General features: G+C 69.0%; 22 protein-coding genes. 15 read left to right on the top strand and 7 right to left on the bottom strand.

Annotated elements, in window-relative coordinates:
- Window positions 1-4: 4 nt before the first annotated feature.
- Window positions 5-343: a hypothetical protein gene (locus tag AB0M48_RS30875; protein WP_363848757.1), complete on the bottom strand. Its 339-nt coding sequence runs from the start codon at window positions 341-343 to the stop codon at window positions 5-7.
- A 310-nt stretch (window positions 344-653) separates the two neighbouring features.
- On the opposite strand from AB0M48_RS30875, the gene AB0M48_RS30880 reads away from it, so the two are divergent.
- Entirely contained in the window at window positions 654-1,022 is a 369-nt protein-coding gene (locus AB0M48_RS30880) for a hypothetical protein (RefSeq protein ID WP_363848759.1), read from the top strand.
- 88 nt (window positions 1,023-1,110) lie between these two features.
- On the opposite strand, the gene AB0M48_RS30885 is transcribed toward AB0M48_RS30880, so the two are convergent.
- The 3 genes from AB0M48_RS30885 to AB0M48_RS30895 all read right to left on the bottom strand — a co-directional run bounded on the left by AB0M48_RS30885 (window position 1,111) and on the right by AB0M48_RS30895 (window position 7,738).
- Window positions 1,111-4,440 (bottom strand): chaplin family protein, encoded by a 3,330-nt coding sequence (locus tag AB0M48_RS30885; protein WP_363848761.1) that lies wholly within the window; start codon window positions 4,438-4,440, stop codon window positions 1,111-1,113.
- A gap of 193 nt (window positions 4,441-4,633) precedes the next feature.
- Window positions 4,634-5,410, bottom strand: coding sequence for a hypothetical protein (locus AB0M48_RS30890; RefSeq protein ID WP_363848763.1), 777 nt, complete (start codon window positions 5,408-5,410; stop codon window positions 4,634-4,636).
- A gap of 150 nt (window positions 5,411-5,560) precedes the next feature.
- On the bottom strand, window positions 5,561-7,738 hold the full coding sequence (locus AB0M48_RS30895; protein WP_363848764.1) for a hypothetical protein: 2,178 nt from the start codon (window positions 7,736-7,738) through the stop codon (window positions 5,561-5,563).
- An 80-nt stretch (window positions 7,739-7,818) separates the two neighbouring features.
- Here AB0M48_RS30895 and AB0M48_RS30900 point away from each other — a divergent pair, with 80 nt between their 5' ends.
- Entirely contained in the window at window positions 7,819-8,970 is a 1,152-nt protein-coding gene (locus AB0M48_RS30900) for an AI-2E family transporter (protein WP_363848766.1), read from the top strand.
- On the opposite strand, the gene AB0M48_RS30905 is transcribed toward AB0M48_RS30900, so the two are convergent.
- On the bottom strand, window positions 8,967-10,169 hold the full coding sequence (locus AB0M48_RS30905; protein ID WP_363848768.1) for a diguanylate cyclase: 1,203 nt from the start codon (window positions 10,167-10,169) through the stop codon (window positions 8,967-8,969). The genes AB0M48_RS30900 and AB0M48_RS30905 overlap by 4 nt on opposite strands.
- 116 nt (window positions 10,170-10,285) lie before the next feature.
- Between AB0M48_RS30905 and AB0M48_RS30910 the strand changes: the two genes are divergently transcribed.
- From AB0M48_RS30910 to AB0M48_RS30965, 12 genes are all read left to right on the top strand, one after another.
- On the top strand, window positions 10,286-11,446 hold the full coding sequence (locus tag AB0M48_RS30910) for a DUF5931 domain-containing protein (protein ID WP_363848769.1): 1,161 nt from the start codon (window positions 10,286-10,288) through the stop codon (window positions 11,444-11,446).
- Window positions 11,443-12,105, top strand: coding sequence for a response regulator transcription factor (locus tag AB0M48_RS30915; RefSeq protein WP_319983429.1), 663 nt, complete (start codon window positions 11,443-11,445; stop codon window positions 12,103-12,105). Before AB0M48_RS30910 ends, AB0M48_RS30915 begins: the two co-directional genes overlap by 4 nt.
- Before the next feature lie 20 nt (window positions 12,106-12,125).
- The gene (locus AB0M48_RS30920; protein ID WP_363848771.1) at window positions 12,126-12,638 is read left to right on the top strand and encodes a DUF1707 domain-containing protein; all 513 of its coding nucleotides are present in this window, start codon (window positions 12,126-12,128) and stop codon (window positions 12,636-12,638) included.
- A gap of 92 nt (window positions 12,639-12,730) precedes the next feature.
- On the top strand, window positions 12,731-14,449 hold the full coding sequence (locus tag AB0M48_RS30925) for a restriction endonuclease (RefSeq protein WP_363848773.1): 1,719 nt from the start codon (window positions 12,731-12,733) through the stop codon (window positions 14,447-14,449).
- A gap of 61 nt (window positions 14,450-14,510) precedes the next feature.
- The gene (locus tag AB0M48_RS30930; RefSeq protein ID WP_363848774.1) at window positions 14,511-15,965 is read left to right on the top strand and encodes an SDR family oxidoreductase; all 1,455 of its coding nucleotides are present in this window, start codon (window positions 14,511-14,513) and stop codon (window positions 15,963-15,965) included.
- A gap of 36 nt (window positions 15,966-16,001) precedes the next feature.
- On the top strand, window positions 16,002-17,033 hold the full coding sequence (tdh, locus tag AB0M48_RS30935; protein ID WP_363848776.1) for an L-threonine 3-dehydrogenase: 1,032 nt from the start codon (window positions 16,002-16,004) through the stop codon (window positions 17,031-17,033).
- Window positions 17,033-18,211: a glycine C-acetyltransferase gene (locus AB0M48_RS30940; protein ID WP_363848777.1), complete on the top strand. Its 1,179-nt coding sequence runs from the start codon at window positions 17,033-17,035 to the stop codon at window positions 18,209-18,211. Before tdh ends, AB0M48_RS30940 begins: the two co-directional genes overlap by 1 nt.
- A gap of 97 nt (window positions 18,212-18,308) precedes the next feature.
- Window positions 18,309-19,136 carry a helix-turn-helix transcriptional regulator gene (locus tag AB0M48_RS30945; protein WP_363848779.1) on the top strand — a complete coding sequence of 276 codons (828 nt, stop codon included), beginning with the start codon at window positions 18,309-18,311 and terminating at the stop codon, window positions 19,134-19,136.
- Window positions 19,137-19,148: 12 nt separating this feature from the next.
- Window positions 19,149-19,316, top strand: coding sequence for a DUF397 domain-containing protein (locus AB0M48_RS30950; protein WP_363848780.1), 168 nt, complete (start codon window positions 19,149-19,151; stop codon window positions 19,314-19,316).
- 29 nt (window positions 19,317-19,345) lie between these two features.
- A complete protein-coding gene (locus AB0M48_RS30955; RefSeq protein ID WP_363848782.1) occupies window positions 19,346-19,819 on the top strand; it encodes a sigma-70 family RNA polymerase sigma factor in 474 nt (157 codons plus the stop codon).
- Window positions 19,804-20,820 (top strand): hypothetical protein, encoded by a 1,017-nt coding sequence (locus tag AB0M48_RS30960; RefSeq protein WP_363848784.1) that lies wholly within the window; start codon window positions 19,804-19,806, stop codon window positions 20,818-20,820. Before AB0M48_RS30955 ends, AB0M48_RS30960 begins: the two co-directional genes overlap by 16 nt.
- Window positions 20,817-21,659: a LysR family transcriptional regulator gene (locus tag AB0M48_RS30965; RefSeq protein WP_363848785.1), complete on the top strand. Its 843-nt coding sequence runs from the start codon at window positions 20,817-20,819 to the stop codon at window positions 21,657-21,659. The genes AB0M48_RS30960 and AB0M48_RS30965 overlap by 4 nt, the downstream gene beginning before the upstream one ends.
- Here the strand turns inward: AB0M48_RS30965 and AB0M48_RS30970 are convergent.
- Window positions 21,656-22,054: a MarR family transcriptional regulator gene (locus AB0M48_RS30970; protein WP_363848976.1), complete on the bottom strand. Its 399-nt coding sequence runs from the start codon at window positions 22,052-22,054 to the stop codon at window positions 21,656-21,658. The genes AB0M48_RS30965 and AB0M48_RS30970 overlap by 4 nt on opposite strands.
- A gap of 121 nt (window positions 22,055-22,175) precedes the next feature.
- Between AB0M48_RS30970 and AB0M48_RS30975 the strand changes: the two genes are divergently transcribed.
- The gene (locus AB0M48_RS30975) at window positions 22,176-22,580 is read left to right on the top strand and encodes a RidA family protein (RefSeq protein ID WP_363848978.1); all 405 of its coding nucleotides are present in this window, start codon (window positions 22,176-22,178) and stop codon (window positions 22,578-22,580) included.
- On the opposite strand, the gene ptsP is transcribed toward AB0M48_RS30975, so the two are convergent.
- Window positions 22,577-24,208 carry a phosphoenolpyruvate--protein phosphotransferase gene (ptsP, locus tag AB0M48_RS30980; RefSeq protein WP_363848786.1) on the bottom strand — a complete coding sequence of 544 codons (1,632 nt, stop codon included), beginning with the start codon at window positions 24,206-24,208 and terminating at the stop codon, window positions 22,577-22,579. The genes AB0M48_RS30975 and ptsP overlap by 4 nt on opposite strands.
- Window position 24,209 lies beyond the last annotated feature (1 nt).

A 24,209-nucleotide genomic window follows, 5' to 3' on the forward strand; every position in this document is an offset into this window, starting at 1 on the left:
GGGCTCAGCCCGCGAACCGCTCCCAGCAGGAGCGGTGCCGCTCGACCTCGCCGCGTTCCACCTCGGGTGGCGTCACGTAGAACGCCGGTGTGCCGGAGGACAGGTCCACGAACACCAGCGCGTGGGCTCCATCGGTGTCTTGCCGGGTGCCACGCCGCATCGGGCGTTCCTGTGCGGTGCGGCGGGCGAACACCCGCGCGAGCTTGCCGTTGATCTCCAGGCGGAAGCGCCGATCCTCTTCGTCGACCTTGATTCGGTACGGCGTTTCGCGGGCTGCTTCAGCAGCGGCCAGGTAAACGGCGAACTCGTGCAGCCTGTCGGTGCTCAGCTCGGAGATCTCCATGGCGGTCAGGCTATGGCTGCGGCAAGCGAACCCCGCTGCCGATGAGACGGCTTCACCTGCCCAGCCCAGAGGCCGGCTCGGCGGGCTACGGGCGAAGGAGTTCCTTCAGTCCCCGCGGCGGCTTTTCCAGCCGCGACACGTACTGGCGGCCAGCAGGTGATCGGCGACGATCTGGACGCCGTCGCCAAAGCGGTGATGAAGCTGGTTGCGAGCGACGGGGCGCCGATGGCGGCGAAAGCGCCGCTGAATTGACCCACCCGTGCGGGTTGCGGTGCTGGTCAACGGACCTGGGCTCGACTAGAACCGGAGGGTGCTGCACGACCCGCTCACGGGGCTGCCCGGACACGCGCTGCTGCTCGACCGCCTGGAGCAGGCGCTCATCCGCGCCCGCACGCGCGGCACGCTCGTGACGCTGGTGCTGATCACCGGGCCGGACGACGTGCTGGCCGCGGCGCGAAGCCTGCGGCGGAACCTCCGGCCCGACTTCACGGTCGCGCGGTTCGGCGACGCGGTGCTGGCGGTGCTGGCCGAGCACGACTTCGGGGACGGGTCGCCCGTCGCCGAGCTGGTCAGGGGGCTGGTCGGGGAGATTCCGCTGGTCCACTGGGTGACGAGTGACGGCGATGCCGCGCCGCAGGAAGTGCTCGCCACAGCACGAATTCCCCCCGGACGGCACTGAGCCCCAGCGACACCGTCGTGTCGCTGGGGCTCAGCTTCTTACCGGAGGGAGGGTGTTTCGTACTGCGGGGTGTTACGTGGTGCGGGTGTTACAGCGAGCCGGTCACCTTCTGGAACGGGTTGGCCGGGTCGATCATGGCGAGCGCCGGAGCGTCGAACGGCAGCGCGCGCTCGCCGGCCTGCGGGGCCAGACCCTGGGTCGGGTTCAGGCTGAGACCCGAGAGGGAGGCCGGGCCGTCGACGGGCAGCGTGGGCAGCGAGCGCTCGGTGGGCAGCGCGGGCAGCTGCACCGGCACGGGCAGGGCCGGGGCGGTCACCGGGAGGGACGGCAGCGAACGCCCGGTGGCGCCGGCCGGAACCAGGCCCTTCGCGGCGTCGAGCAGCTGGCCCAGGGGCAGGCCCTGGATGTTCGGCGTGATGTTGCCGGTGCCACCGTTCAGCGGCAGTTCGGAGCGCTCCTTCGGCGCACCGGGCAGACCGGGCAGACCCTGGATGGGCGCCTTGGCCATGCCCTGGGCCAAGCCCTGGGTCAGACCCTTGGTGAGGCCCTGGGCCAGCTTCTCGGTGCCCTGGGTGAGAGCCTGGGTGGGCAGAGCCTTGGTCAGGCCCTGCGTGGGCAGACCCTTGGTCAGAGCCTGGGTGGGCACACCCTTGGTCAGAGCCTGGGTGGGCGCACCCTTGGTCACACCCTTCGTGGGCACACCCTTGGTCACACCCTTCGTGGGCACACCCTTGGTCACACCCTTCGTGGGCAGACCCTTGGTCAGACCCTGGATGGGCAGACCCGACGTGGGCAGACCCTGGATGGGCAGCTGGCCGACCAGGGCCGCCAGGTCAGCCGGGTTCGGGATCTGGTTGATCGGCAGCTTGCTGTCGAGACCGTGGAACGTCGGAACCTGGTTGGCCTTCAGCAGGCTGTCGACGCCCTTGGGGAGCTCGAGGCCCTTGAGCTGCGTGGCGCGCAGGGTGCCGTCGGTGTCCTCGCCGGTGAGCTGCGTGTCGTCGCTCGTGCCCAGCGTGGTCGCCTGGCCGACGACCTCGACGGGGATGCGCGCGAACTTGGCGGCCGCCTCGGCCGGGACGTGCATGTCGCGGGCGGTCAGCGGGCCGCTGCCCTCGGTGAGGGTCTCGCCGCCGGCCTCGGTGTTCGAGGCCTTGTCGGTGACCGTCGTCGCGTTGCCCGCAACCGCGACCGCGTCCGCGTACACGCCGGCGAAGGCGTTGGCGGGGACGTTGACCAGGTTGCCGGACACCGAGGCGTCGTCGGCCGAGGAGTTGCTGTCGTCACCGGACACGACGTTGGTGGCGGACACCGCGTCGGAGTTGGTGATGCCGGCCGCGGAGACCGTGTTGCCCGGAACGGCCGGGAGCACTGCCGGCTGCGCGCCGACCAGGTTGCCGGCGACGGAACCCTTGTCACCGTTGCTGTTGACGTCGCCGCCGGCGACCGAGCTGAGGTCGTTGGTGGCCGTCGAGTTGACGTTGCCGCCGCCGCCGACCGACCAGCCGAGCACCTGGGTGCCGGTCGCGACCGGAGCCGAGATGGCGTTGCCCGCGATGGAGCCCTGCTCGCCGGTGGTGATGGCGTCGCCGCCGGCCTTCATGTCGGTGGCGTTGGCGGCCGTGGTGTCGTTGTTGCCCACCAGGGTGACGCCGTCAGCGAAGACCTGGGCCGGCGTCGAGGTCGGGACCTGGACGATGTTGCCGGAAGCCGAGCTCTTCTTGCCGGTCGCGCGGGGCGCGTCGCCCGCAACGACCGTGGTGTCGTTCGCCGCGTCCGACGTGGTGTTGCCCACGAGACCGGCGGTGACGGCGAAGACCTGCGGGGCGGCCGAGGTCGGCGCGGTCACGACGTTGCTGGAGACCGTGCCGCGGTCGTCCTTGGTGTTCGGGGTGCCACCGGACTGGACCAGCTTGACCTCGTCGGCCGAGCCGGCAGCCTGGCCACCGACAGCGGCGGCGAGACCGTAGACCTCGGCGGGCGTGGCGACCGGGGTCGACGCGATGTTGCCCGCGAGGACCGAGTCGTTGCCCGTCGTGCCCTGGTAGCCCGAGGTGACCGACCTGACGTCGTTCTCGCAGGTACCAGCGGCCTGACCGGCGAGCGTGGCACCGTTGCCGCACACGTCCACGGCGGTGGCCGGCGGAACGTCGGCGATGTTGCCGGAGAGGACCGACTTGTCGCCCACGGTGAAGGACTGGCCACCAGCGGTCGAGTTCGCCTCGTTCGCGTGGTCGGTCAGCGCGTTGCCGACCAGGGACGCGCCGTTGCCGCCGGCGGCGACGGGCAGCGAGACGGGCGCGCCGGCGACGTTGCCGGACCCCGTGGAGCCGTGGCCCGTGGTGTGGTGCGAGCCACCGGCGCGCGAGTCGTTGACCGTGTCGCTGACGGCGGCGGCGTTGCCACCGGCGGCGCCGGCGTTGTCGTCGACCGTGATCGGGCCGGCGAGCGCGGGCTCGGCGATGTTGCCGGCGAGCGTGGCGGGGTCGCCGTTGGTGATGGTCTTGCCGCCGGCGTACGCGGCACCGGTCTGCGTCGAGTCCGTGGCGGCGTTGCCCGCGGCGGCGGCCGAGTTGCCGTTCACCTCGAACAGCGGCGCCATCGGGACCGGCGCCGCGTTGCCGGAGATCGAGCCGTTCTTGCCGCTCGTGACGATGTCGCCCTCGGAGGAGGCGAACGTGTCGGCGGAGGAGTTGCCCTCGGCGATGCCCGCCGCGCCCACGCCGTTGCCGGTGACCTGAACCGGGGTCGCACCGCGCTCGGCCACGACGTTGCCGGACATGGTGCCCTTTTGGCCACTGGTGGTGATGTCGCCGCCGGTCGTCGAGACCTGCTTGGCGTTGTCGGTCTTGGTGGCGGCGTTGCCGCCTGCCCCGACCGCGTTGCCGGTGGCCTGGACCGGGAGCACGTGGTTGACGGCGACGACGTTGCCGGCGAGAGCCTGGCCCGCGCCATCGGTGACGATGGTGCCGTCGCGGTGCGTGGTCTGCGTGCAGTCGCCGGTCGCCTCGGTGTCGGCGAGAACCGCGATCGCGTTGCCGCAGATGTTGAACGGCACATCGAGGTGCCCCTGGATCCTGTTGCCGCGCACCACGTTCTGGAAGGCGGTGCCCTGCAGGCGATCCCCGGCCTGACGAACCAGCGGGTTCATGACGGGTGCGGCCGTGCGGGTGGGCACCACGCTGGTGACGCGGTCCGTGCTGATCGTCCGGTCGACCTTGGGGACCGTGACCTCACGGACCGGGGTGGCCAGCTTGTTCTGGTCGGCCTTGATCGGAACACCGGCCGCGACGTCGACAGCCGAAGGCGCAGCGTCCGGGTCGACGTTCTCCTGAGCAGAAGCGATGCCCGTACCGAGCATCAGCAAACCACCAGTGACAAACGCGGTCTGAAGTCCGCGCTTTGCCCAGGTCTGCATTAGATCTCCTTCATCGATTTCCCGTCCAAGCGACGGGGGCTCAAAGGGGTGGGGCCGAAACGCGCAGGGGAAGGCGCGTCATCACCGGGGGAGTCGCACGCGGTGATCGACCTGTTTGAGCGCAAGAAAAAAGCGCGACGGTCGACTTCCGGAACAGCCAGGGGAGAAGGCTGCCGCGGACCGCGCGCTTGAATCAGTCGGGGTTGATACCGGGCTGCTTGCCCGGCGTCACGGTGACCTCGTCGGTGGACGGCGCGAGAGCGCGCGTCGACGAGATGCCGTGAGCGTCACCGGGTGCAGCGTGAGCAGCGAACACGCTGCCCTTGGCAGAACCAGAACCGTCGCTGCACGAAGAGCACTGCACCGGCGCGGGGGCCGGGACGGGCAGCTTCGGGAACGGGGTGCTGGGCAGGGACGGACGCTGCTCGGAGGGCACGACGAAGTCGTTGTGCTCCAACAGATCCGTCCAGCTGCCACCGGACGAGCCGGTGAACTGCGAGACCACCGGTGCCGGCGACTGTCCGGCATCGGTGGTGGGGGCCGGGGTCTCCGGGAACGTCACGTCCATGGCCCGCTCGCTGGCGGGGCTGCTGGACTGACCGGTCCTGGTGACCTGCGGCACGATTCGAGCGGCGATCTGCTCGACCGCCTGGGAGACCTGCACGTCCGGCAGAGCGGCGCGAGCCTTCTCCTGCTCGGCGCGCAAGGTCTCGTCGATCTTGTGCACTGCCTTGGCAGCGGGAACGACGACCGGCAGCTTCTCGTCCGTCTTGGCGACGAGCTTGCTGATGGCGTCGAGCTGCTGCGCGTCGGCAGCGGGCACGGTGTCGGCCGCGCTGGCCGACGTCGTGGTGAGCACCCAGGCAACGGCCGTTCCCGCGATCGCTCCACCGACGGCGAGCAGCGCTCGGGTGGCGAACCGGCGGATGCCGTTCGCTCCCGTCTTCGCTCGCGGCTCAGTGGAGAACAACGCAGGAAACCTCGCTACTCGGTGGCGCTCAAGGGAATCGCCGACGATCAACGTGATCAAGTCGACGTCGGCGACTCTGCCAGTCCATCCACCCCGAATGCACGCTCTCAGCGCTCGGTTAACTACATCGTGTGAACGGCTTTCCTTGGCTCAGACCCGCTTCAGCACCCGCGCCGCGCCGGCGGCCGCGGTCGACGCGAGCACCCAGCCCACGGCCACGAGCAGCGAAGATATCCATTGCGACGCACCGGTGAACTGCCATTTGCCGTCGTGGCCGAAGTCGATGATCGGGATCAGCAGGTCGAGGGCGAGCAGCGCGGCGTTCCACACCGGGTCCTCGTCGGAGTTGAGCTTGACCATCGGGTGCCAGGTGAACCACAGCGCGCCGAAGAGCCAGAACACGGCGAGCCAGCAGATCGCGAGCCACGGCCGGTAGCCGTAGCCGACCGTCCACCGCTGCACGACGCCCCACACCCGGCCGGCGCGGCCGAGTTCGGAGTAGCGGCGGCGTTGCTTCTCCAGCTGGACCTTCTGCGCGAGCTCCTCCTCGCCGCCCTGCTGGTAGACGGCGGCGAGCTGTTCGTACGGTCCGGGCGCGAAGTCCGGCTGCACCTTGAGCAACCACTTCAGCCGCGTCTGCACCGGCACGTCCGGGTCGGCGGTGATGCCGGCGAACTCGAAGTCGTCCACGGCGACGCCGCCCTCGGCGTCCCACAGCCCCGGCCCGTCGGTCACCGACACCGCCTTCAGGCGGCTCAGCACTATCTTCCCCTTGGGCTGCTGACCCGCGGGGATGTGCAGGCGGAACTGGTGGACGGTCAGGCCGTAGGCGTTGAGCGCGATGTCCGCGGCGGTCGAGCCGAGGTGCGAGTCGCTGAACGTCGCCATCTTGCCGACCTCGCCCAGCCGGATCCGCACACCGCCGACCGCGGTGAACCCGCGGCTGCACAGGAGGTCCTTGCCGATCGTGATGGCGCGGGCGTCCAGTGACGGCTTCTGCGTGCCGTTCGCGCGGAGCCTCGGGAGGGTGAGCTCGGCGCCGGAGAGGTCGAGCGTGGAGCCGATGTTCGCGTTCTGCAGGCGGACCGAGCCCTTGGCCTTCAGCTCGCGCAGGAAGAGCGTGCCGCCGACCTGGAGGCGGTCGGCGAACAGGACGTCGATGCCGGGCCCGTGCAACGAGACGCCGGACATGCTGGCGCTGCCGTTGATGGTCGCGTTGGACAGCCGGACCTGCCCGTAGGTGTGCAGCGGCTTGGACCGGATGCCCGCGCCGTTGACGGCACTGCGGGCCTCGACGTCGCCGCGGATCTGCATGCCGTCGGCGTGCAGGGCGACCGGGATGCGGTTCGTGACGTCACCGGCGAGCTCCTCGGCGATCTCCCGCGGCCCGATCACCGCGCCGGACAGCCGGAGGTACCCGCCGATGCTCGCGTTCGGCAGCCGGACCGTGCCCTCGCTGATGAAGCCGTCGTCGAGTTCGACGTTGCCCTCGACCCGGATGCGGTCGGCCACGAGCGTCGCGGCCTCGTCAGCCGATCCGTGCGGCAGGACCAGCACCTGGTTGTCGACGCGGTGGGCGGAGTTGAGGCGGGCTCCGGTGAACTCGACGTTCCCGTTGACGCGCGCACCGTCGAACAGCACGCGGCCGTCGGCGGTGAAGCGGCCGCCCTCGGCGTTGCAGAAGACGTTGCCCGCGACGACGATCCCGGACGCGTCGAGCGCGTCCTTGCCGGTGTTGAGCAGCCGCGCGCCACCGAGGTGGACGCTGCCGCCGATCGACGCGCCGCGGAAGCGCACCTCGCCGTTCGCGCGCATCGCGATGGCCTGGATGGAACCGCTGACCCTGAGCCGGGCGCCGAGCAGTGCGTGGTCGGTGGTCGACCGCAGCACCGCGCCGGCGAGGCGGAGCGTTCCGTCCACCGCGGCGTCGGTGAGGTCGACGGTGCCGGTGCAGGTGAAGCCGGCCTCGAGGACCAGGTCGCTGAAGACCCTGAGGTTGCGGCCCTGGAGGCCGGGAACGCGGGTGCCGCGCAACCGCAGCCCGATGAGGCGGGCCATGCGGAGGTCGAGCGACTCCTCGAACGTGCAGTGGGTGAGGTCGATGACCCGCGTGACGCGGGTGCCCTCCAGTTCGAACCGGCCGGTGATCCGCGCGTTGCGGAGGCGCAGAGCGGGTAGTCCCTTGCGCGGCACGCGGTACATGCCGGTCAGCAGACCGGTGAGCACCTCACCCCGCACGCTCTGCCCGGTCAGGTCGATCTCGGTGCCACCCGCATAGGCCCCGGCGACCTGGCGTTCGAGCTCGGTCAAGTCTTCGGGCTTGATCACGTTCGTCCTCCCCTGACGAATCGGATCATCCCTGCTGAGGTTGCGCCTTGGCGAGGGTCTGAACAGTTAACGTGAGGTCCATGAGCACGCCGGAGTCGGAGATCAGCGGCCGCGTTCCGAAGCTGCTGCGGGTGAGTGCCGCGCTGAGCTGGCGGTTCGTCGTCGTGGTGGCCGCGTTGTACGTGGTCGCCTACGTGTTCGGCTTCCTCGCGTCGATAGTGATCCCCGTCGCTATCGCGCTGCTGCTCGCCGCACTGCTGTCGCCGGGCGTCTCGAAGCTCGTCGAGTGGCGGGTGCCGCGCGGCGTGGCCGTGACCGTGATGATGATCATCGGCCTCGGTGTCCTCGGCGGCGTGCTGACGTTCGTGATCAGCGAGTTCTCCCGGGGTCTGCCCGAGCTGCAGTCGCAGGTGGCGGCGTCGCTCGACACGATCCAGACGTGGCTGAAGGACGGTCCCGCGCACCTGTCGGACCAGCAGCTGCAGAACTACGTCAACGAGATCGTGAAGACGATCAAGGAGAACCAGGCGGAGATCACGTCCGGTGCCCTGACGACCGCCGCGACCCTGGGCGAGCTCCTCACCGGGTTGCTGCTGGCGCTGTTCACGCTGATCTTCTTCCTGCACGACGGTGACGGCATCTGGCGTTTCGTCACTCGTGCGGTGCCCCGCGACGTGCGTCAGCGTCTCGACGTGGCGGGGCGGCGGGGGTTCAGCTCTCTCGTTTCTTATGTGCGCGCTACGGCCGTGGTCGCGATCGTGGACGCCGTCGGCGTTGGTGTCGGCCTGGCGATCATCGGTGTGCCGCTCGTGGTGCCGCTGTCCGCGTTGGTGTTCCTCGGTGCGTTCATCCCCATCATCGGTGCGGTGTTCACCGGTGCCGTGGCGGTGTTGATCGCGTTGGTGACCAACGGGCCCATTGCTGCTTTGGTCGTGCTGGCCGTGCTCATCGGTGTGATGCAGCTGGAGTCGCACGTTCTGCAGCCGTTGTTGCTGGGGCGTGCGGTCAAGTTGCACCCGTTGGCCGTGGTGCTGGCTATCGCCGGCGGGCTGGTGACCGGCGGCATCGCCGGGGCGTTGCTGGCCGTGCCGTTGCTGGCGGTGCTGAACTCCGGGATCCGGTCGCTGGTGTCCGATTCGGACTCCGCGCAGAACCCGGAGAAGGTGGACGTGCTGAATCCTCAGGACACGGCGCCGAAGGACGACAAGAGCGAACGGGTCAAAGAGCTCTAAGCCATCGACACGAGATTGCGGCCGTAGGCCTTGGCCGCCAGCAACGCCGCGTCGGCCGCCACCAACAGGTCCGGCAGCTCGTACCCGAACCGAGTCGTCGTCGACACCCCTATGGACACTGTCAGCCCGTGCAGCTCGTGCGGCTTGCCGTCCGTGGCCATCGTGGGCACGCGTAGGGCCGCCACGGCCTTGCGCACGCGTTCGGCGACGTGCTCGGCCTCGTCCGGCGTGGCCTCGGGCAGGAGCACCACGAACTCCTCGCCTCCGAACCGGCCGACGAGGTCTCCCCGGCGGACGGTGCCGCGCAGGAGCAACGAGATCGCGGCCAGTGCCGCGTCGCCTGCGAGGTGGCCCACCTCGTCGTTGACCCTTTTGAAGTGGTCGAGGTCGAGGAGCATCACGGCCATCGGGCGGACGCGGCTCGCGCCCTTGGCCAGTTCGTAACGGGCTCGGGTGTCCCAGTGCACCGCGTTGGCGAGGCCGGTCTTGGCGTCGCGCTGGGCCGAGCGGCGCCACTGCGGGAGTTGGGCTGCTCGTTCCAGCAGGGCCAGGGACGGGCCGGCGATGAGGACGTGGATCGCGTTCGACTCCGCCACGCAGCCCATGAGGCCGCCGATCGACACGGCTACCACGCCGAGGATGGCGTCGATGGGTTCGCCGACGTTCTCCTCGAAGGTGGCGGACGGGCTGCGCAGCTTCAGGCCCAGCGCGATCAGGCCCGCTCGCAGGAGCAGCAGCAGCGTCGCGGCCAGGGTGAGGATCACGAGGTTGGCGTGCGGGTCGGCCCAGCCGAGGACGTAGCGGGTGGTGAAGACGGCCAGGGTCGTGGCGCTCAGCGTGAAGAGCCAGCGGTGCGTTTCCGGGCGCTGGGTCAGCAGGCAGTGCAGGGCCGGGCCGAAGAGGAGCAGCACCATCAGGTTCGGCGGGAGGGCGAGGATGCCCGCCGTCAGGTAGCAGAGGTGGGCTGCCCACGGGTTGCGCTCGGTCTCGCCCAGGCGGTGGCTGTAGATGGTGCTACCGATGATCACCGCGCCCGCCGTGCCCGCGATCGCCGCGAACTTGGCGATTTCGGAGGGTGACGGTGTTTCGGAGGAAACGATCGCGTAGGTGACGGTGGCGAGGGCGGCGATGTCGATGAACAACCAGTAGTAGAGCGCAGGCTGCCGCAAACTCCACACCGGCCAGTCCCGCACCCGCATCGCCCTCCCCCGAACCCGGAGAGCGTCGCACATTCCTCCGTTCGGCAGAAGACGGCCACCTGGGGGTTAGCCAGCACACGTTCAAGCGGCAGGATGGTGCCCGAAAGGAGCACAGCGTGCCCAAAGAGCCTGCCGAACGTGTGACAAAGGTGATCGACGACCCGGCCACGCCCCTGTGGCGCGGGACGATTGCGCTACGCATAGTCACATTCCTCTTCGCGGCGGCCAACGTCATCGCGAACCAATCTGGTTACGTACGGCCGTGGCTCGCGTGGACCACGCTCGGGGTGATGGCGCTGTGGTCCGTCTTCACGAGCCGCGCCTACAGCACGACGTGGGGCAGGCGGTGGCCGATCGTGCTGGTCGACCTCGCTCTGACCTGCGGGTTGATGTCGCTGTCGCAGGTGATCATGTCCGACCACCAGCTGCTGACGCTGAACGTCCCGTTGATCACGACGATCTGGGCGTGCGTGCCGGCGGTGGCGTTGGGCGCGCTCGGCGGGGCCTATGCGGGCTTGGCGGGCGGACTGGCGATCGGCCTCTCCACCTACCTGGCCAAGGGCGTGCCGAGCCTCGACCTGCTGCGCGACGTCGTGCTGCTGGCCGGTGCGGGCATGATCGTCGGCATGGCATCGGCCACGGCACGGCGTTCGGCGGTGCTCCTCGCACAAGCTCTGAGAGCCGAAGCCGCAACGGCCGAACGCGAGAGGCTTGCCCGGTCGATCCACGACAGCGTGCTGCAAGTGCTTGCCCGCGTGCGCAAGCGCGGCCTGGAGGTCGGTGGCGAGGCCGCCGAACTGGCCAAGATGGCGGGCGAGCAGGAGGTGGCGCTGCGGAACCTGGTGGCCGCCGCGCCGACCGACTCCACAGTGGATGGAGAGATCGACCTGCGCCCCGGCCTGCAGATGCTCGCCACGCCGAGGATCCAGGTGTCGACGCCAGCCACCCAGGTGATGTTCGAGGCACCGGCGGCGGGCGAACTCACGTCGCTGGTGCGCGAGGCGCTGTCCAACGTGGACAAGCACTGCGGTGAGGACGCGCGGGCCTGGGTGCTGCTGGAAGATCTCGGGGAAGAGATCGTGCTGAGCGTCAGGGACGATGGGCCTGGCATCCCCGAAGGCCGGATCGCGTCGGCCGCCGCGGAAGGCAGGATGGGGATCGAGAAGTCGATCAAAGGCCGGGTGGAGTCGCTCGGCGGAACGCTGGAGCTCCAGACCGGGCCGGGGGAGGGCACGGAATGGGAGGTTCGGGTGTTCAGGAAGGGGGCGGCAAGATGACGGTCTCGGTGATGGTCGTGGACGACCATCCGATGTGGCGCGAAGGCGTGGCGCGCGATCTGCAGGAACGCGGCTTCGAGGTCGTGGCGACCGCGGGTGACGCGCCCTCGGCGGTGCGGATCGCGAAGGCCGTGCGGCCCAACGTGGTGCTGATGGACCTCAACCTCGGCGAACTCTCCGGGGTCGACGCCACCGCGATGATCACCAGCGAGCTGCCCGAGACGCGCGTGCTCGTGCTGTCCGCGTCCGGCGAGCACGACGACGTGCTGCAGGCCGTCAAGGCGGGGGCGTCCGGTTACCTGGTGAAGTCCGCGTCCTCCGAGGAACTGGTCGAGGCCGTGTCCCGCACGGCCGCGGGCGACGCCGTGTTCACGGCGGGGCTCGCGGGCCTGGTGCTGGGCGAGTACCGGCGCATGGCCGCCGCGCCCGACGACTCGGAGGAGAAGCCTCAGCTCACCGACCGGGAGACCGAGGTGCTGCGGCTGGTGGCCAAGGGCCTGACCGCACGACAGATCGCGAACCGCCTGGTGATCTCCCACCGCACGGTCGAAAACCACGTTCAGTCGACATTGCGCAAACTCCAACTGCACAACCGGGTGGAGTTGGCGCGTTATGCCATCGAGCACGGTCTCGACGCCGAACCGGAGGCAGAGAAATGACAGACCCCAGAGACTTACGCGTGTCCGACGCGGAACGCGAGCACGTCGTCACCCTCCTGAACAAGGCGGTGGGCCGCGGCATGATCACGCTCGACGAGTTCACCGTCCGCACGGACACCGCACTCGGCGCGAAGACCCGCGCCGACCTGAACGTGGTGCTGCTCGACCTGCCCGGCATGGTCAACAACGAGCTGGCCCGCGAGCGGACCGAGCTGAAGAACACGATGAGCACCACGACCCGCAAGGGTCACTGGGTCGTGCCGAACGAGCTCGTCATCCGCAACACCCTCGGCACCACGAACCTCGACTTCACCGCCGCCGAGGTGCCGCCGGTCGTCAACGTCGACCTGGACGTGTCGCTGGGCACGGTGAAGCTCCTGCTGCCGGCGGGGTCGTCGGTCAACGCCGACGCCGTCGAGGTCACGGCGGGCGAACTCAAGGACAAGGTCCAGCACACCGCGGGCAACCCGCACTTCCAGCTCAAGGGCTCGGTGCGCGGCGGAACCGTGGTGATCAAGCGGAGCAAGCGCTGACCTGCGTTCATCCGTTCCAGTGACGACGTGTAGCGAATCGGAGGGATCTGGCGATTCCTCCGTAGCTATCGTCGTCGGGCACTGGGGTGGGAATGGCACGTCGCACCGGCATCTTCGTGCAGATGCAGCGAGACCTCGCTCGTCAGCAACGCGAGCGTCAGCGTGCTGAAGCCGCCTACGTGAGGCAACAGCAGCAGGCACATCGCGAGGCGCTGCGCACCGCCGCGGCAGAGCGCCGCTACGCCGAGCAATTGGTCAAGGCGGACGCGCGAGCCCGAGCCGAAATGGAAAAGCAGCAGAAGCTGGCTCACCTGGAAGCGCAGCAAGCGTTGGCAGACCAGTACAACGCAGACTTGACGGCCTCGGTCACGGATTTGGAGAACCTTCTCTCCTCAACACTCGAAGTCGATGACTACGTCGACTTCAGGTCGTTAAAGCGGAAGGCCGTGCACCCGCCGTTCCAGCCGGGTTCGCTCGCCCAGGCCACGGCCCGTCCGGTGATGGAACGACTTCCTTCCCGGCCGATCTTCGAGCAGTTCGCACCGCAGGCGCCGACTGGGCTGAGCAAGCTGTTCAACGGCAAGGCGTACGAGCGCGACCTCGCCGGGGCCCAGCAGCAGTTCGCCTTCGCAGACCAGCAGTGGCACCAGCAGCTGGCCGGCGCGCGGCAACGGCATGCGGAAGCCGACCAGCGCCATCAGCTCGCCGAGCAGGAACGGTTGGCCGGGCTCGCCGCCGCGGAGCGGGTGTACCAGCAGGAATGCCAAGCGAGGGTTGACGAGGCAGAGGAGCACAACGCCGAGGTCGACAGGTTCGCCGAGGCGTTCCAAGCAGGTGAACCGCAGGCGATCGTCGACTACTTCACGTTGGTGCTCGCCAACTCCGACTACCCGGAGTCGTTTCCCCAGCGCTACCGGATCGCCTACGTGCCGGGGTCGAAGCAACTGGTCGTCGAGTACGAGCTGCCGACGATCGATTGCGTTCCCACCGAACGCGAGTTCCGCTACGTCAAATCCAAGGACGAGATCACATCGGTCGCTCGCCCCGCCAAGGACATCAAATCTCTGTACGCAAGCGTCGTCGCCCAGGTGACGCTCCGGACGGTGCACGAGGTGTTCGAGGCCGATCGGCTCAAGCTGGTCGACAGCCTCGTCTTCAACGCCGTGGTGTCGACGATCGACAAGGGCACCGGCACCGAGATCAGCCCGTGCCTCGTGACGCTCCGCACGACGAACGACGTCTTCGACAACTTCAACCTGAGCATGGTCGAACCGCTCGAGTGCCTCAACCGCCTCAACGCCGCCGTGTCTAAGAAACCGGACGAGTTGGCTCCCGTTCGGCCGGTGCTCGAGTTCGACATGGTGGACAAGCGCTTCATCGAGGAGACGGACGTGTTGTCCAGCCTCGACTCACGTACCAACCTGCTCGAGTTGTCACCGACCGAGTTCGAGAGCCTCATCCAGAACCTCTTCACGAAGATGGGCCTCGACACCAAGCAGACGAGGGCGTCTCGTGACGGTGGAGTCGACTGCGTGGCGTTCGACTCCCGACCAGTCCTGGGTGGAAAGGTCGTGATCCAGGCCAAGCGATACCGCAACACGGTCGACGTCTCGGCCGTCCGTGACCTCTACGGCACGATGCAGAACGAGCGCGCCTCTAAGGGAATCCTGGTCACCACCTCCAGGTACGGCAGAGCGAGCCACGACTTCGCCGCGGACAAGCCGCTCGAACTGATCGACGGCGCCAACCTGCTCTACCTGCTCGCCGAGCACGCGGGCATCGAGGCCAAGATCGTCGCTCCGGAGGCCTGAGGTCACTAGGCCGCGGAAGCCCTGATCAGCACGAACGTGCCAGAGCACGCAGGATCGAGGCATGCGGTGTCTCGTGACCGGCGCGACCGGGTACCTCGGCGGACGACTCGTGCCCAGGCTGCTGGCCGAAGGGCACGAGGTCCGCTGCCTCGTGCGTTCGCCGGAGAAGTTGCGCGACGTCCCGTGGGCCGCTGACGTCGAGATCGTGCGCGGGGACGTGCTCGGTGATCTCGGCGAGGCGATGCGGGACGTCGAGGTCGTCCACTACCTCGTGCACTCGCTGCAGTCGAAGGACTTCGCCGACGCCGACCGCAAGGCCGCGGAGAACACGGCGAAGGCCGCCGAACGGGCCGGTGTGCAGCGGATCGTCTACCTGGGCGGCCTGCACCCGGCCGGTGTCGAGCTGTCGCCGCACCTCGCCTCCCGCAAGGAGGTCGGCGAGGTCTTCCTGCGCTCGGACGTGCAGGCCGTGGTGCTGCAGGCCGCCGTGATCATCGGTTCCGGGTCGGCGAGCTTCGAGATGCTGCGCTACCTCACCGAACGGCTGCCGGTCATGGTCACGCCGCGCTGGGTGCACAACCGGATCCAGCCGATCGCCGTGCGGGACGTGCTGCGCTACCTGGTCGAGGCCACCACGCTCGAGAACCAGAACCGGACGTTCGACATCGGCGGGCCGGACGTGCTGACGTACCTGCAGATGATGCTCCGGTACGCCGAGGTCGCCGGGCTGCCCAAGCGTCGCGTGCTGCCCGTGCCGCTGCTGACGCCGGGCCTGTCCTCGCACTGGGTCAACGTCGTCACGCCGGTGCCGCGGTCGATCGCGAGGCCGTTGATCGAGTCGCTGGTGCACGAGGTGGTGTGCCGGGAGAACGACATCCGCGAGGTGCTGCCGGGCGAGAACACCGGCTACGACAAGGCCGTCGAGCTGGCGCTGAGCAAGATCCGCGACGCCGACGTGGAGACGCGCTGGTCGGGGGCGACGCTGCCGGGTTCGCCGAGCGAGCCGCTGCCGACCGACCCCGGCTGGTCCGGCGGTTCGGTCTACACCGACGAACGCGAGCGGCGCACGAACGCCACGCCCGAACGGTTGTGGGAGGTCGTCGAAGGCATCGGCGGCGAGCGCGGTTGGTACTCGTTCCCGCTGGCCTGGGCGATCAGGGGCTGGCTGGACCGGCTGGTCGGCGGCGTCGGGCTGCGGCGCGGACGGCGTGATCCGCAGCGGCTGTACGTGGGCGAGGCGCTCGACTTCTGGCGGGTCGAGGAGATCGAACGCGGGAAGTTGCTGAGGCTGCGGGCCGAGATGAAGGTGCCGGGGAAGGCGTGGCTGGAGCTTCGAGTGGCGGGCGACGAGGGACACGGGTCCACTTACCGCCAACGCGCCGTGTTCGTGCCCAAAGGGCTCGCCGGACACCTCTACTGGGCGGCTGTCTGGCCGTTTCACGGCATCGTGTTCGGCGGCATGGTGCGCAACATCGCCAATGAAGCTGAGCTGCACAAGAACTTCAGAAAGTCCTGATGGACTGCACAAGCAGCAAAGGGTGAAACTTCCCGCATGAAGGCTCTCGTCAAGGTCGCCGCAGGGCCTGGCCTCGAACTGACCGACGTCCCGGACCCCACTCCGGGACCGACGGACGTGCTGGTCAGGGTGCTGCGCACCGGCATCTGCGGCACCGATCTGCACATTGACTCGTGGGACGACTGGGCCGCGCAGAACATCAAGGCGCCGCTCGTCCTCGGCCACGAGTTCGTCGGCGAGGTCGTCGAGATCGGCGGCAGCGTCACCGGCGTCAAGGTCGGCGACCTGGTCAGCGGCGAGGGTCACCTCGTCTGCGGGACCTGCCGCAACTGCAAGGCCGGCCGCCGCCACCTCTGCGCCAACACGCGCGGTCTGGGCGTGCACTCCGACGGCGCGTTCGCGCAGTACGTCGTGCTGCCCGAGCAGAACGCGTGGGTGCACCGCACGGCCGTCGACCTGGACGTGGCCGCGATCTTCGACCCGTTCGGCAACGCCGTGCACACCGCGCTGAGCTTCCCCGTCATCGGCGAGGACGTGATCATCACGGGCGCCGGCCCGATCGGCATCATGGCCGCCGCCGTCGCCAAGCACGCGGGCGCGCGCAACGTCGTGATCACCGACATCTCCGAGCACCGCCTCGACCTCGCGCGCAAGGTCGGCGTCGACCTCGCGGTGAACGTCGCCGAGAAGACGATCGCGGACGCCCAGCGCGAACTCGGCATGGCCGAGGGCTTCGACGTCGGCATGGAGATGTCCGGCAAGCCGACGGCGATGCGGGACATGATCGCGAACATGGCGCACGGCGGTCGCATCGCGATGCTGGGGCTGCCCGCGGACGAGTTCTCCGTCGACTGGAGCAGCGTCGTGCTGAAGATGCTGCACATCAAGGGGATCTACGGCCGCGAGATGTTCGAGACCTGGTATTCGATGACCGTGCTGTTGCAGCGCGGCCTCGACCTCGCGCCGGTCATCACGCACCGGTACGACCACACGCAGCACGCGGAGGCGTTCGCCACCGCGCGCGAAGGCAAGTGCGGCAAGGTCATCCTCGACTGGACGGGAGCCTGATGTACGGCGAGCTGAAGAACGACCTCCTCAAGACGATCGGGGAGATCAGGGAGGCCGGTCTCTACAAGTCCGAACGCGTCATCGGCACCCCGCAGAACGCCGCCGTGCGCGTTGGTTCCGGCGAAGAGGTCCTGAACTTCTGCGCCAACAACTACCTCGGACTCGCCGACCACCCGCAGCTGATCGAGGCCGCGAAGAAGGCGCTGGACGACTGGGGCTTCGGCATGGCCTCGGTGCGGTTCATCTGCGGCACCCAGGAGCCGCACAAGGAACTGGAGCGCAAGCTCAGCGAGTTCCTCGGCACCGAGGACACGATCCTCTACAGCTCGTGCTTCGACGCGAACGGCGGCCTGTTCGAGACGCTGCTCGGCGCCGAGGACGCGATCATCTCCGACGAGCTGAACCACGCGTCGATCATCGACGGCGTCCGCCTGTCGAAGGCTCGCCGGTTCCGCTACAAGAACCGCGACATGGACGACCTGGAGCGCCAGCTCAAGGACTCGGCCGATGCGCGCTACCGGCTGATCGCGACCGACGGCGTGTTCTCGATGGACGGCTACCTCGCGCCGCTCGACGAGATCTGCGACCTGGCCGAGCGCTACAACGCGCTGGTCATGGTCGACGACTCGCACGCCGTCGGCTTCACCGGCCCGACTGGCCGCGGCACCCCGGAACTGTTCGGCGTGCAGGACCGCGTCGACATCGTCACGGGGACGCTCGGCAAGGCGCTGGGCGGCGCGTCCGGCGGCTACACGTCCGGCCGCAGGGAGATCGTCGAACTGCTGCGCCAGCGCTCGCGCCCGTACCTGTTCTCGAACTCCCTCGCGCCGTCGATCACGGCCGCCGCGATTGCCACCCTCGACATGCTGTCGAATTCGTCCGACCTGCTCGTCCGGCTCCGGGAGAACACCGAGCTGTTCCGCCGGCGGATGACCGAGGAGGGCTTCGACCTGCTGCCCGGCGAGCACCCGATCATCCCGGTGATGATCGGTGACGCGGCCGAGGCGGGCAGGTTGGCGGATCTGCTGCTGGAGCAGGGCATTTACGTCATCGGCTTCTCGTACCCGGTCGTGCCGCATGGCAAGGCTCGTATCCGTACGCAGATGTCTGCCGCACACACGACCGATGACGTCAATCGCGCCGTGGACGCGTTTGTAGCCGCACGCGCAAAGATGTAGAGGTAGGACTTGTACCGGCTCCAAAAACTACTTCCTTCGGGGATATTCGGAAGGAAACAATGGAGCCGGTACGAGACTTCCTTCTAGTTTCGTCGGCATGCCACGACGAAAGTCCAGTGTGGTCGGACGCGAGTTCGGTGATGCCGTTCGCAACGCCATCGAGCAGACCGGGCTGACCCATCGCAAGCTCGCCGAAGAACTCGGCTGGGACGAAGCCAAACTTTCCGACCTGGTCCGCGGCAAGGGCGGCGTGACCGAGGCCGACCTGGAGCGGTTGCTCGGCTACTGCCGCGTCAAGCCGCTCGAGGCCCGGTACCTGCTCGCGCTGTTCCGCGAGACGCGCGAGAGCGGCTATCTCAAGCTCCCCGACGGGCCGCCAGATCAGCTGCCCACTCTGCTCACCCAGGAACGCCTCGCCAACGAGATCACCGTCTGGTCGACGAATCTCGTCCCCGGCCATCTCCAGACTTCCGACTACATGCGGGCCGTCCTCGAAGGAGAAGCGCGCAAGGCGTCGGTCGACTACGAGAAGGTCATCGCGGCAAAGCTTGAACGCCACAAGCTCTTTCACTGGAGCCGCACGTTCGCGTTCTACATCCACGAGCAGGCTTTGCGCCTGCCAGTGGGTGGGCCGGACGTGATGAAAGATCAGTACATCCACATCTTGGCGATGGCACAGCGCGACTACATCACCGTACGAGTCGTGCCCATCGCCATTCGCGCCCACGCGGGTGTTTCCGGATCGTTTCTCCGGCTCGGCTACGAGAAGTTCGAGCCGGCCATCTTCCTCGAAGGCAAGAACTCCGGCTTGTTCCTGGAAGACACGAAGTCGCTGGCCATCTACGCCTCCGTGCTGAAGGCGCTCGACGCTCAGGCTCTGGATCCGGAACAATCGAGGGAGCTGATCAACGGCATCCTGATCTGAGGAGACGTTCCCATGTCGACGTGGCGCAAGAGCTCGTACAGCGCAGACTCAAGCGACTGCGTCGAGGTCGGACGTGGCATCGGCATCCGGGACAGCAAGGCGCCCGCAACGCACCTGCCCGTGTCGGGCGAGGCGTGGTCGGCGTTCCTCCGAGGTGTGACCCGCGTCACTCAGGAGTAAGAATCGGCGGGGTCGGCGCACTACCTGACGTGGAGGAATTCTCGAGCGTCTACCGCGAGTGCTACCCGCGGGTGCTCGCCTACGCGGCGAGCCACGCGGGGCCGCGGCTCGCTGAGGACATCACCAGCGAGACCTTCACGATCGCCTGGCGCAAGTCCGGGCAGATGCCGTCGAACGCGCTGCCGTGGCTGCTCGGCATCGCCCGCAACCTCGTGCGCGCGTCCCATCGCCAGACGACGACCTACGAGCTCACCGACTTCCCCGCCGACGACGACTTCGCGGTGATCGAGCTGCGGGCGGCGCTGTCGAGCCTGTCCGAGGCCGACCAGGAGGTTCTCACGCTGATCGCGTGGCACGGGCTGGCCGCGGCCGAGGCCGCGCAGGTGCTCGGGTGCACGACGGCGACGTTCTTCGTGCGGCTGCATCGGGCTCGGAGGCGTCTGCAGGCTGCTCTCTGGACGCCGAAATTCGACAGTGCGAGGGAGTCATGGAAGACCTCATGAAGGACCTGGCGCAGGCCAAGCCGCCCGTGCCCGAGGTCGACCGCGACCGGATGGAGCGCGATCTCGCGCGCATCGTCACGTTGCCGCAGGAGAGGCCGGTCAGGAAGCAGTTCGTCCGGCGGTTCGCTCCCTTGCTGGTCATCGCCGCCGTGATCGTGCTCGCGGTCGTGTTGCTGCCCGCGCCTCCTCAGCCCGTGCAGCCCGCCGCTCCTCCGAAGTGGTGGCACGAGCTGACGCGGCAGTGGTCGTTGATGATCGTCGGCGACCCGGCGGACCCGTACGCCGTGCGCATCGACTCCAAGACCGACCGGTGGATGGCCGCCAACCAGCAGGTCACGGTCCTGCAGAAGGACGGCGACGTGCGGCCCTTCCCGTTGGACCGCGACGGCAACCCGTGGGAGGCCGCGGGCAGGCCGGAGACGGTGCCGCAGGTCGGTGGGACCCACCTGGTGCGCATCGGACCGATGAAGCCGGCGGTGCAGAAGACCGCCGTGTCCGGGTTCCAGATGTCGCTGCACAGCCAGGCGCGTTTCGACTCGCTCGACTCGCTGCCCGCCGACCCGCGGGAGTTGAGGAAGGCGCTGGAGACCATCGTGGGGAAGGACGCCTACCGGATCGGGTCGCTCGCGATGGAGCTGATCAGCTCGAACGTGCGGGATGACCAGCGGCGGGCGGCGTTCGAGTTGATCAAGACGCTCGACGGGGCGCGGTTCCTCGGTGAGGTGACCGTGCTCAACGAGCGCCGGGGGATCGGTGTGGCGATCGCCGCGCCGCCGACGTTCCAGTTCGCCGACGTCGAGACGCAGCTGGTGATCGACCAGGAGACCGGCCTGCCGATCGTCAAGCGGGACGTGATCACCACGCCCCAGTTCGGCCTGCCCGAGAGGATGACCATCTCGGAGGTGGAGTACCTCCTGCTGGAGCAGGTCGGTTTCGAGCCGATCGTGCCTCAGGACGTCCCCGTGAACGGCGAAGTGGAATCCCCCATCATTGAGCGGTGATCGACCCAAGACGGCTCCGCGTGCTGCGCGCGCTCGCTGACCACGGCACCGTGACGGCCGCAGCCGCCGCACTGCACCTCACGCCGTCGGCGGTGTCGCAGCAGCTCGCGGCGCTGGAGTCCGAGGCAGGGCATCCGTTGCTGCTGCGCAAAGGGCGACGGGTGTCGCTGACGCCGGCGGGCGACCTGCTCGTCACGCACGCCCACGTCGTCGCCGCCGAACTGGAACGCGCACAGGCCACTTTGGACGCTCTCGCCTCCGGCTCGGCCGGGCGGGTGGGGGTGGCGGCGTTCGCGTCGGCGATCACGCAGGTGGTGGCGCCCGCGCTGGCCGCGCTGAAGGAACGGTCGATCGAACTGTCCGTGCGCGACGCCGAGGGGCACGAGAGCGTGCGCTTGCTGCTGGACGGCGAGATCGACGTGGCGATCACCGAGGAACACCGCACGACGGACCGCTTCACCCGGTTTCCGCTGTACACGGAGCCTTTCGACGTCGTGCTGCCGCCGGGGCACCCGGCCACCGGGCCGGTGGACCTGGCGGCGCTCGCCGACGAGGACTGGGTGGTGACGCTGCCCGGCAACCCGTTGCGTGACGTCGTGGAGATGGCGTGCGCGCAGGCCGGGTTCACGCCGCGTATCAGGCACACGTCTGACGACTTCCGCGCGATTCAGGCCCTCGTCGCGGCCGGTGCCGGTGTGGCGCTGGCACCGCGGAACGCCGTGCGCGGGGTGCCGGTGGCCGGGGTGGCGCCGCTGCGGCGGGTCGTCGCGGCGGTGCGCACCGGTTCGGAGGACCACCCGCTGATCAGGGCGGTTCTCGACGAACTGCGCCCGAGCTAGGGCGGCGGGATCGTCACGCTGAGCTTGGCCGCGATGCGCGTCAACGCCTGGCGGTCGGCGGCGGTGAGCGGGTCGAGCACGAACTGCCGGACCGTGCGCAGGTGCGTGGGCGCGGCGGCCGCGACCACCTCGTAGCCCTCGTCGGTCAGGGAGGCGAGGGTGTACCGGCCGTCGTCGGGGTCTGGGAAGCGCACCACCCAGCCGCGTTGCTCGAAGCGCTTGACCACGTTGGACAGCCTCGACAGCGAGCCGTTCGCGAGGTGCGCCAGTTCGCTCATCCGGATCCTGCGGTCCGGCGCCTCCGAGACGTGGCTGAGCACCAGGTAGTCGAAGAGGCTCAGGCCCGACTCCTGTTGCAGCGGCGCCTCGAGCCGGCCCGGCAGCAGCAGCACCATCGAGATCAGCCCGGTCCAGGCTTCCTTCTCGTCCGCGTTCAGCCACTCCACGCCGCGGAGCTTACTTCACGCTTGAAGTCGTGTACGGTTGACTTCAAGCGTGAAGTCATTGGAGGCAATCGTGGACAAGCCGGAGTTCTTCGCCACCCCCGGATACGGCGAGACGCAGCTGAAGAACATGCGGTACAGCCAGGCCGTGCGCATCGGCGACCGCGTCGAGACGTCCGGGCAGGGCGGCTGGGACGACGAGTTCGAGTTCCCCGAGTCGCTCGAGGACGAGATCGTGCGCGCGTTCGACAACGTCGAGCGGACTCTCGCGACCGCGGGCTCGTCCTGGGCCGACGTCGTGCACGTGAACTCGTACCACGTGCTCGGCGACGACTCGTTCGACGACCACAACCGCGTGATGGTCGAGCAGTTCCGCTCACGCATGGGTGATCGTGCGCCGATCTGGACCGAGAGCGGGGTCACCGCCCTCGGTCACCCGAAGATGCGCATCGAGATCCGCGTGACAGCGGTCGGTTAGTGCGGAGCGCGGGCCGCCAGCTTCGCCGAGGCGGGGTCGCCCGCGGCCAGTGCGCCACGGGCCGCGAGCTGGCAGATGTCCATGCTGGACGTCGCGAGCCGCGCGCCGACGCCGGCGAGCGCCGTGTGGTTCATCGACAGCGACGTGACGCCGAGGCCGATCAGCACGCACGCGAGCAGCGGGTCGGCCGCCGCCTCGCCGCAGACGCCGACGGGCTTGCCGGTGGCGGTCGCCGCCTCGCCGACCAGGGCGATCAGGCGCAGCAGCGCGGGCTGCCACGGGTCGTTCAGCGCTGCCACGCCGCCGAGCTGGCGGTCGGCGGCGAAGACGTACTGGGCCAGGTCGTTGGTGCCGATGGAGATGAAGTCGACGACCTGCAGGATTTCGCGAGCTGACAGGGCCGCGGACGGGACCTCGACCATCACGCCGACGCGAGGGATGCCGGCCTTGCGGGCGCGCTCGACGAACCAGGCGGCTTCGGCGGCGGTGGCGACCATCGGGGCCATGACCGAGACGTCGGCGCCGGACGACGCCGCGGCCAGGGCGATGGCTTCGAGCTGGCGGTCGAGGATCTCGGGGCGGTCGAAGGCGACGCGCAGGCCGCGGACGCCCATGGCCGGGTTCGGCTCGGGGTCCGGGTTCAGAAACGCCAGCGGCTTGTCCGCACCCGCGTCGAGCGTGCGCACCACAACCGGCTTGCCCTTGAACGGCGCCAGCACAGCCTCGTAAGCAGCAGTCTGCTCAGCAACGGTCGGTTCCTCAGCTGCGTCCAGGAAGCAGAACTCCGTGCGGAAGAGGCCCACTCCCTCCGCACCAGCCTGAGCAGCGGCCAGGGCGTCGGCGGGCGAGCCGACGTTGCCCAGGACCTTCACCCGCAGGCCGTCCTTGAGCACGCCGACGCCGTTCCACTCGGCCTTCTTGCCGGTGCCGGCGGCGCGGACCTTGCCGTCCGACTCGCGGACCTGACCCGTGTCGCCGTCAACGTCGAGAGAGGTGCCCTCGAACGCCAGGATGCCGCGGCACGCGACGACGGCCGGGATGCCGAGCGAACGGGCGAGGATCGCCGTGTGGGAGGTGGGGCCGCCCTCCTCCGTGACCAGGGCGAGGACCTTCGCCGGGTCGAGGCCCGCGGTGTCGGCGGGCGCGAGGTCGCGCGCCACCAGCACGGACGGCGAGGTCAGGTCGGGGACTCCCGGCGCGGGCTGGCCGAGGAGTTCGGCCACCACGCGGTCGCGGACGTCCTGGACGTCGCGGGCCCGTTCGGCCATGTAGCCACCGGCGGCCTGCAGTGCGGAGATGAACTTCTGCGCGGCCTCGTGCACGGCACGGGCGGCGGTCAGCGACTGGTCGACGACCAGCTTCTCGGCGGCCTTGATGAGGGACGGGTCGCCGGCCATCGCCGCCGTCGTCTCCAGCACGGCGCGGGCATCACCCTCGACCGTCTTCGCGCGCTCCATCAGGCGCTGCGCCACGACCTCCGTCGCGGGACGGATGAGGGAGGCTTCCATCTTCGTATCCGCTGTTCGCTGGCCCGCAGGAGGTTCCGGCAGGGCCTCGGCGATCCTCACCACGGGGCCGGTTGCCCGACCGCTGCTCACACCGACACCGCTCAGCCGCGCGCTCGACATG

The organism is Lentzea sp. NPDC051208, from assembly GCF_040682435.1.
GTDB classification, from domain to species: Bacteria; Actinomycetota; Actinomycetes; order Mycobacteriales; family Pseudonocardiaceae; genus Lentzea; species Lentzea kristufekii.

What these genes read in the sequence shown, in the direction of transcription:
- AB0M48_RS30875 (WP_363848757.1), bottom strand. Translation starts at nt 343, where the DNA reads ATGGAGATCTCCGAGCTGAGCACCGACAGGCTGCACGAGTTCGCCGTT.
- AB0M48_RS30885 (WP_363848761.1), bottom strand. Translation starts at nt 4,440, where the DNA reads ATGCAGACCTGGGCAAAGCGCGGACTTCAGACCGCGTTTGTCACTGGT.
- AB0M48_RS30900 (WP_363848766.1), top strand. Translation starts at nt 7,819, where the DNA reads ATGAGCACGCCGGAGTCGGAGATCAGCGGCCGCGTTCCGAAGCTGCTG.
- AB0M48_RS30905 (WP_363848768.1), bottom strand. Translation starts at nt 10,169, where the DNA reads ATGCGGGTGCGGGACTGGCCGGTGTGGAGTTTGCGGCAGCCTGCGCTC.
- AB0M48_RS30915 (WP_319983429.1), top strand. Translation starts at nt 11,443, where the DNA reads ATGACGGTCTCGGTGATGGTCGTGGACGACCATCCGATGTGGCGCGAA.
- AB0M48_RS30925 (WP_363848773.1), top strand. Translation starts at nt 12,731, where the DNA reads ATGGCACGTCGCACCGGCATCTTCGTGCAGATGCAGCGAGACCTCGCT.
- AB0M48_RS30930 (WP_363848774.1), top strand. Translation starts at nt 14,511, where the DNA reads ATGCGGTGTCTCGTGACCGGCGCGACCGGGTACCTCGGCGGACGACTC.
- tdh (WP_363848776.1), top strand. Translation starts at nt 16,002, where the DNA reads ATGAAGGCTCTCGTCAAGGTCGCCGCAGGGCCTGGCCTCGAACTGACC.
- AB0M48_RS30940 (WP_363848777.1), top strand. Translation starts at nt 17,033, where the DNA reads ATGTACGGCGAGCTGAAGAACGACCTCCTCAAGACGATCGGGGAGATC.
- AB0M48_RS30945 (WP_363848779.1), top strand. Translation starts at nt 18,309, where the DNA reads ATGCCACGACGAAAGTCCAGTGTGGTCGGACGCGAGTTCGGTGATGCC.
- AB0M48_RS30950 (WP_363848780.1), top strand. Translation starts at nt 19,149, where the DNA reads ATGTCGACGTGGCGCAAGAGCTCGTACAGCGCAGACTCAAGCGACTGC.
- AB0M48_RS30960 (WP_363848784.1), top strand. Translation starts at nt 19,804, where the DNA reads ATGGAAGACCTCATGAAGGACCTGGCGCAGGCCAAGCCGCCCGTGCCC.
- AB0M48_RS30970 (WP_363848976.1), bottom strand. Translation starts at nt 22,054, where the DNA reads ATGGTGCTGCTGCTGCCGGGCCGGCTCGAGGCGCCGCTGCAACAGGAG.
- ptsP (WP_363848786.1), bottom strand. Translation starts at nt 24,208, where the DNA reads ATGTCGAGCGCGCGGCTGAGCGGTGTCGGTGTGAGCAGCGGTCGGGCA.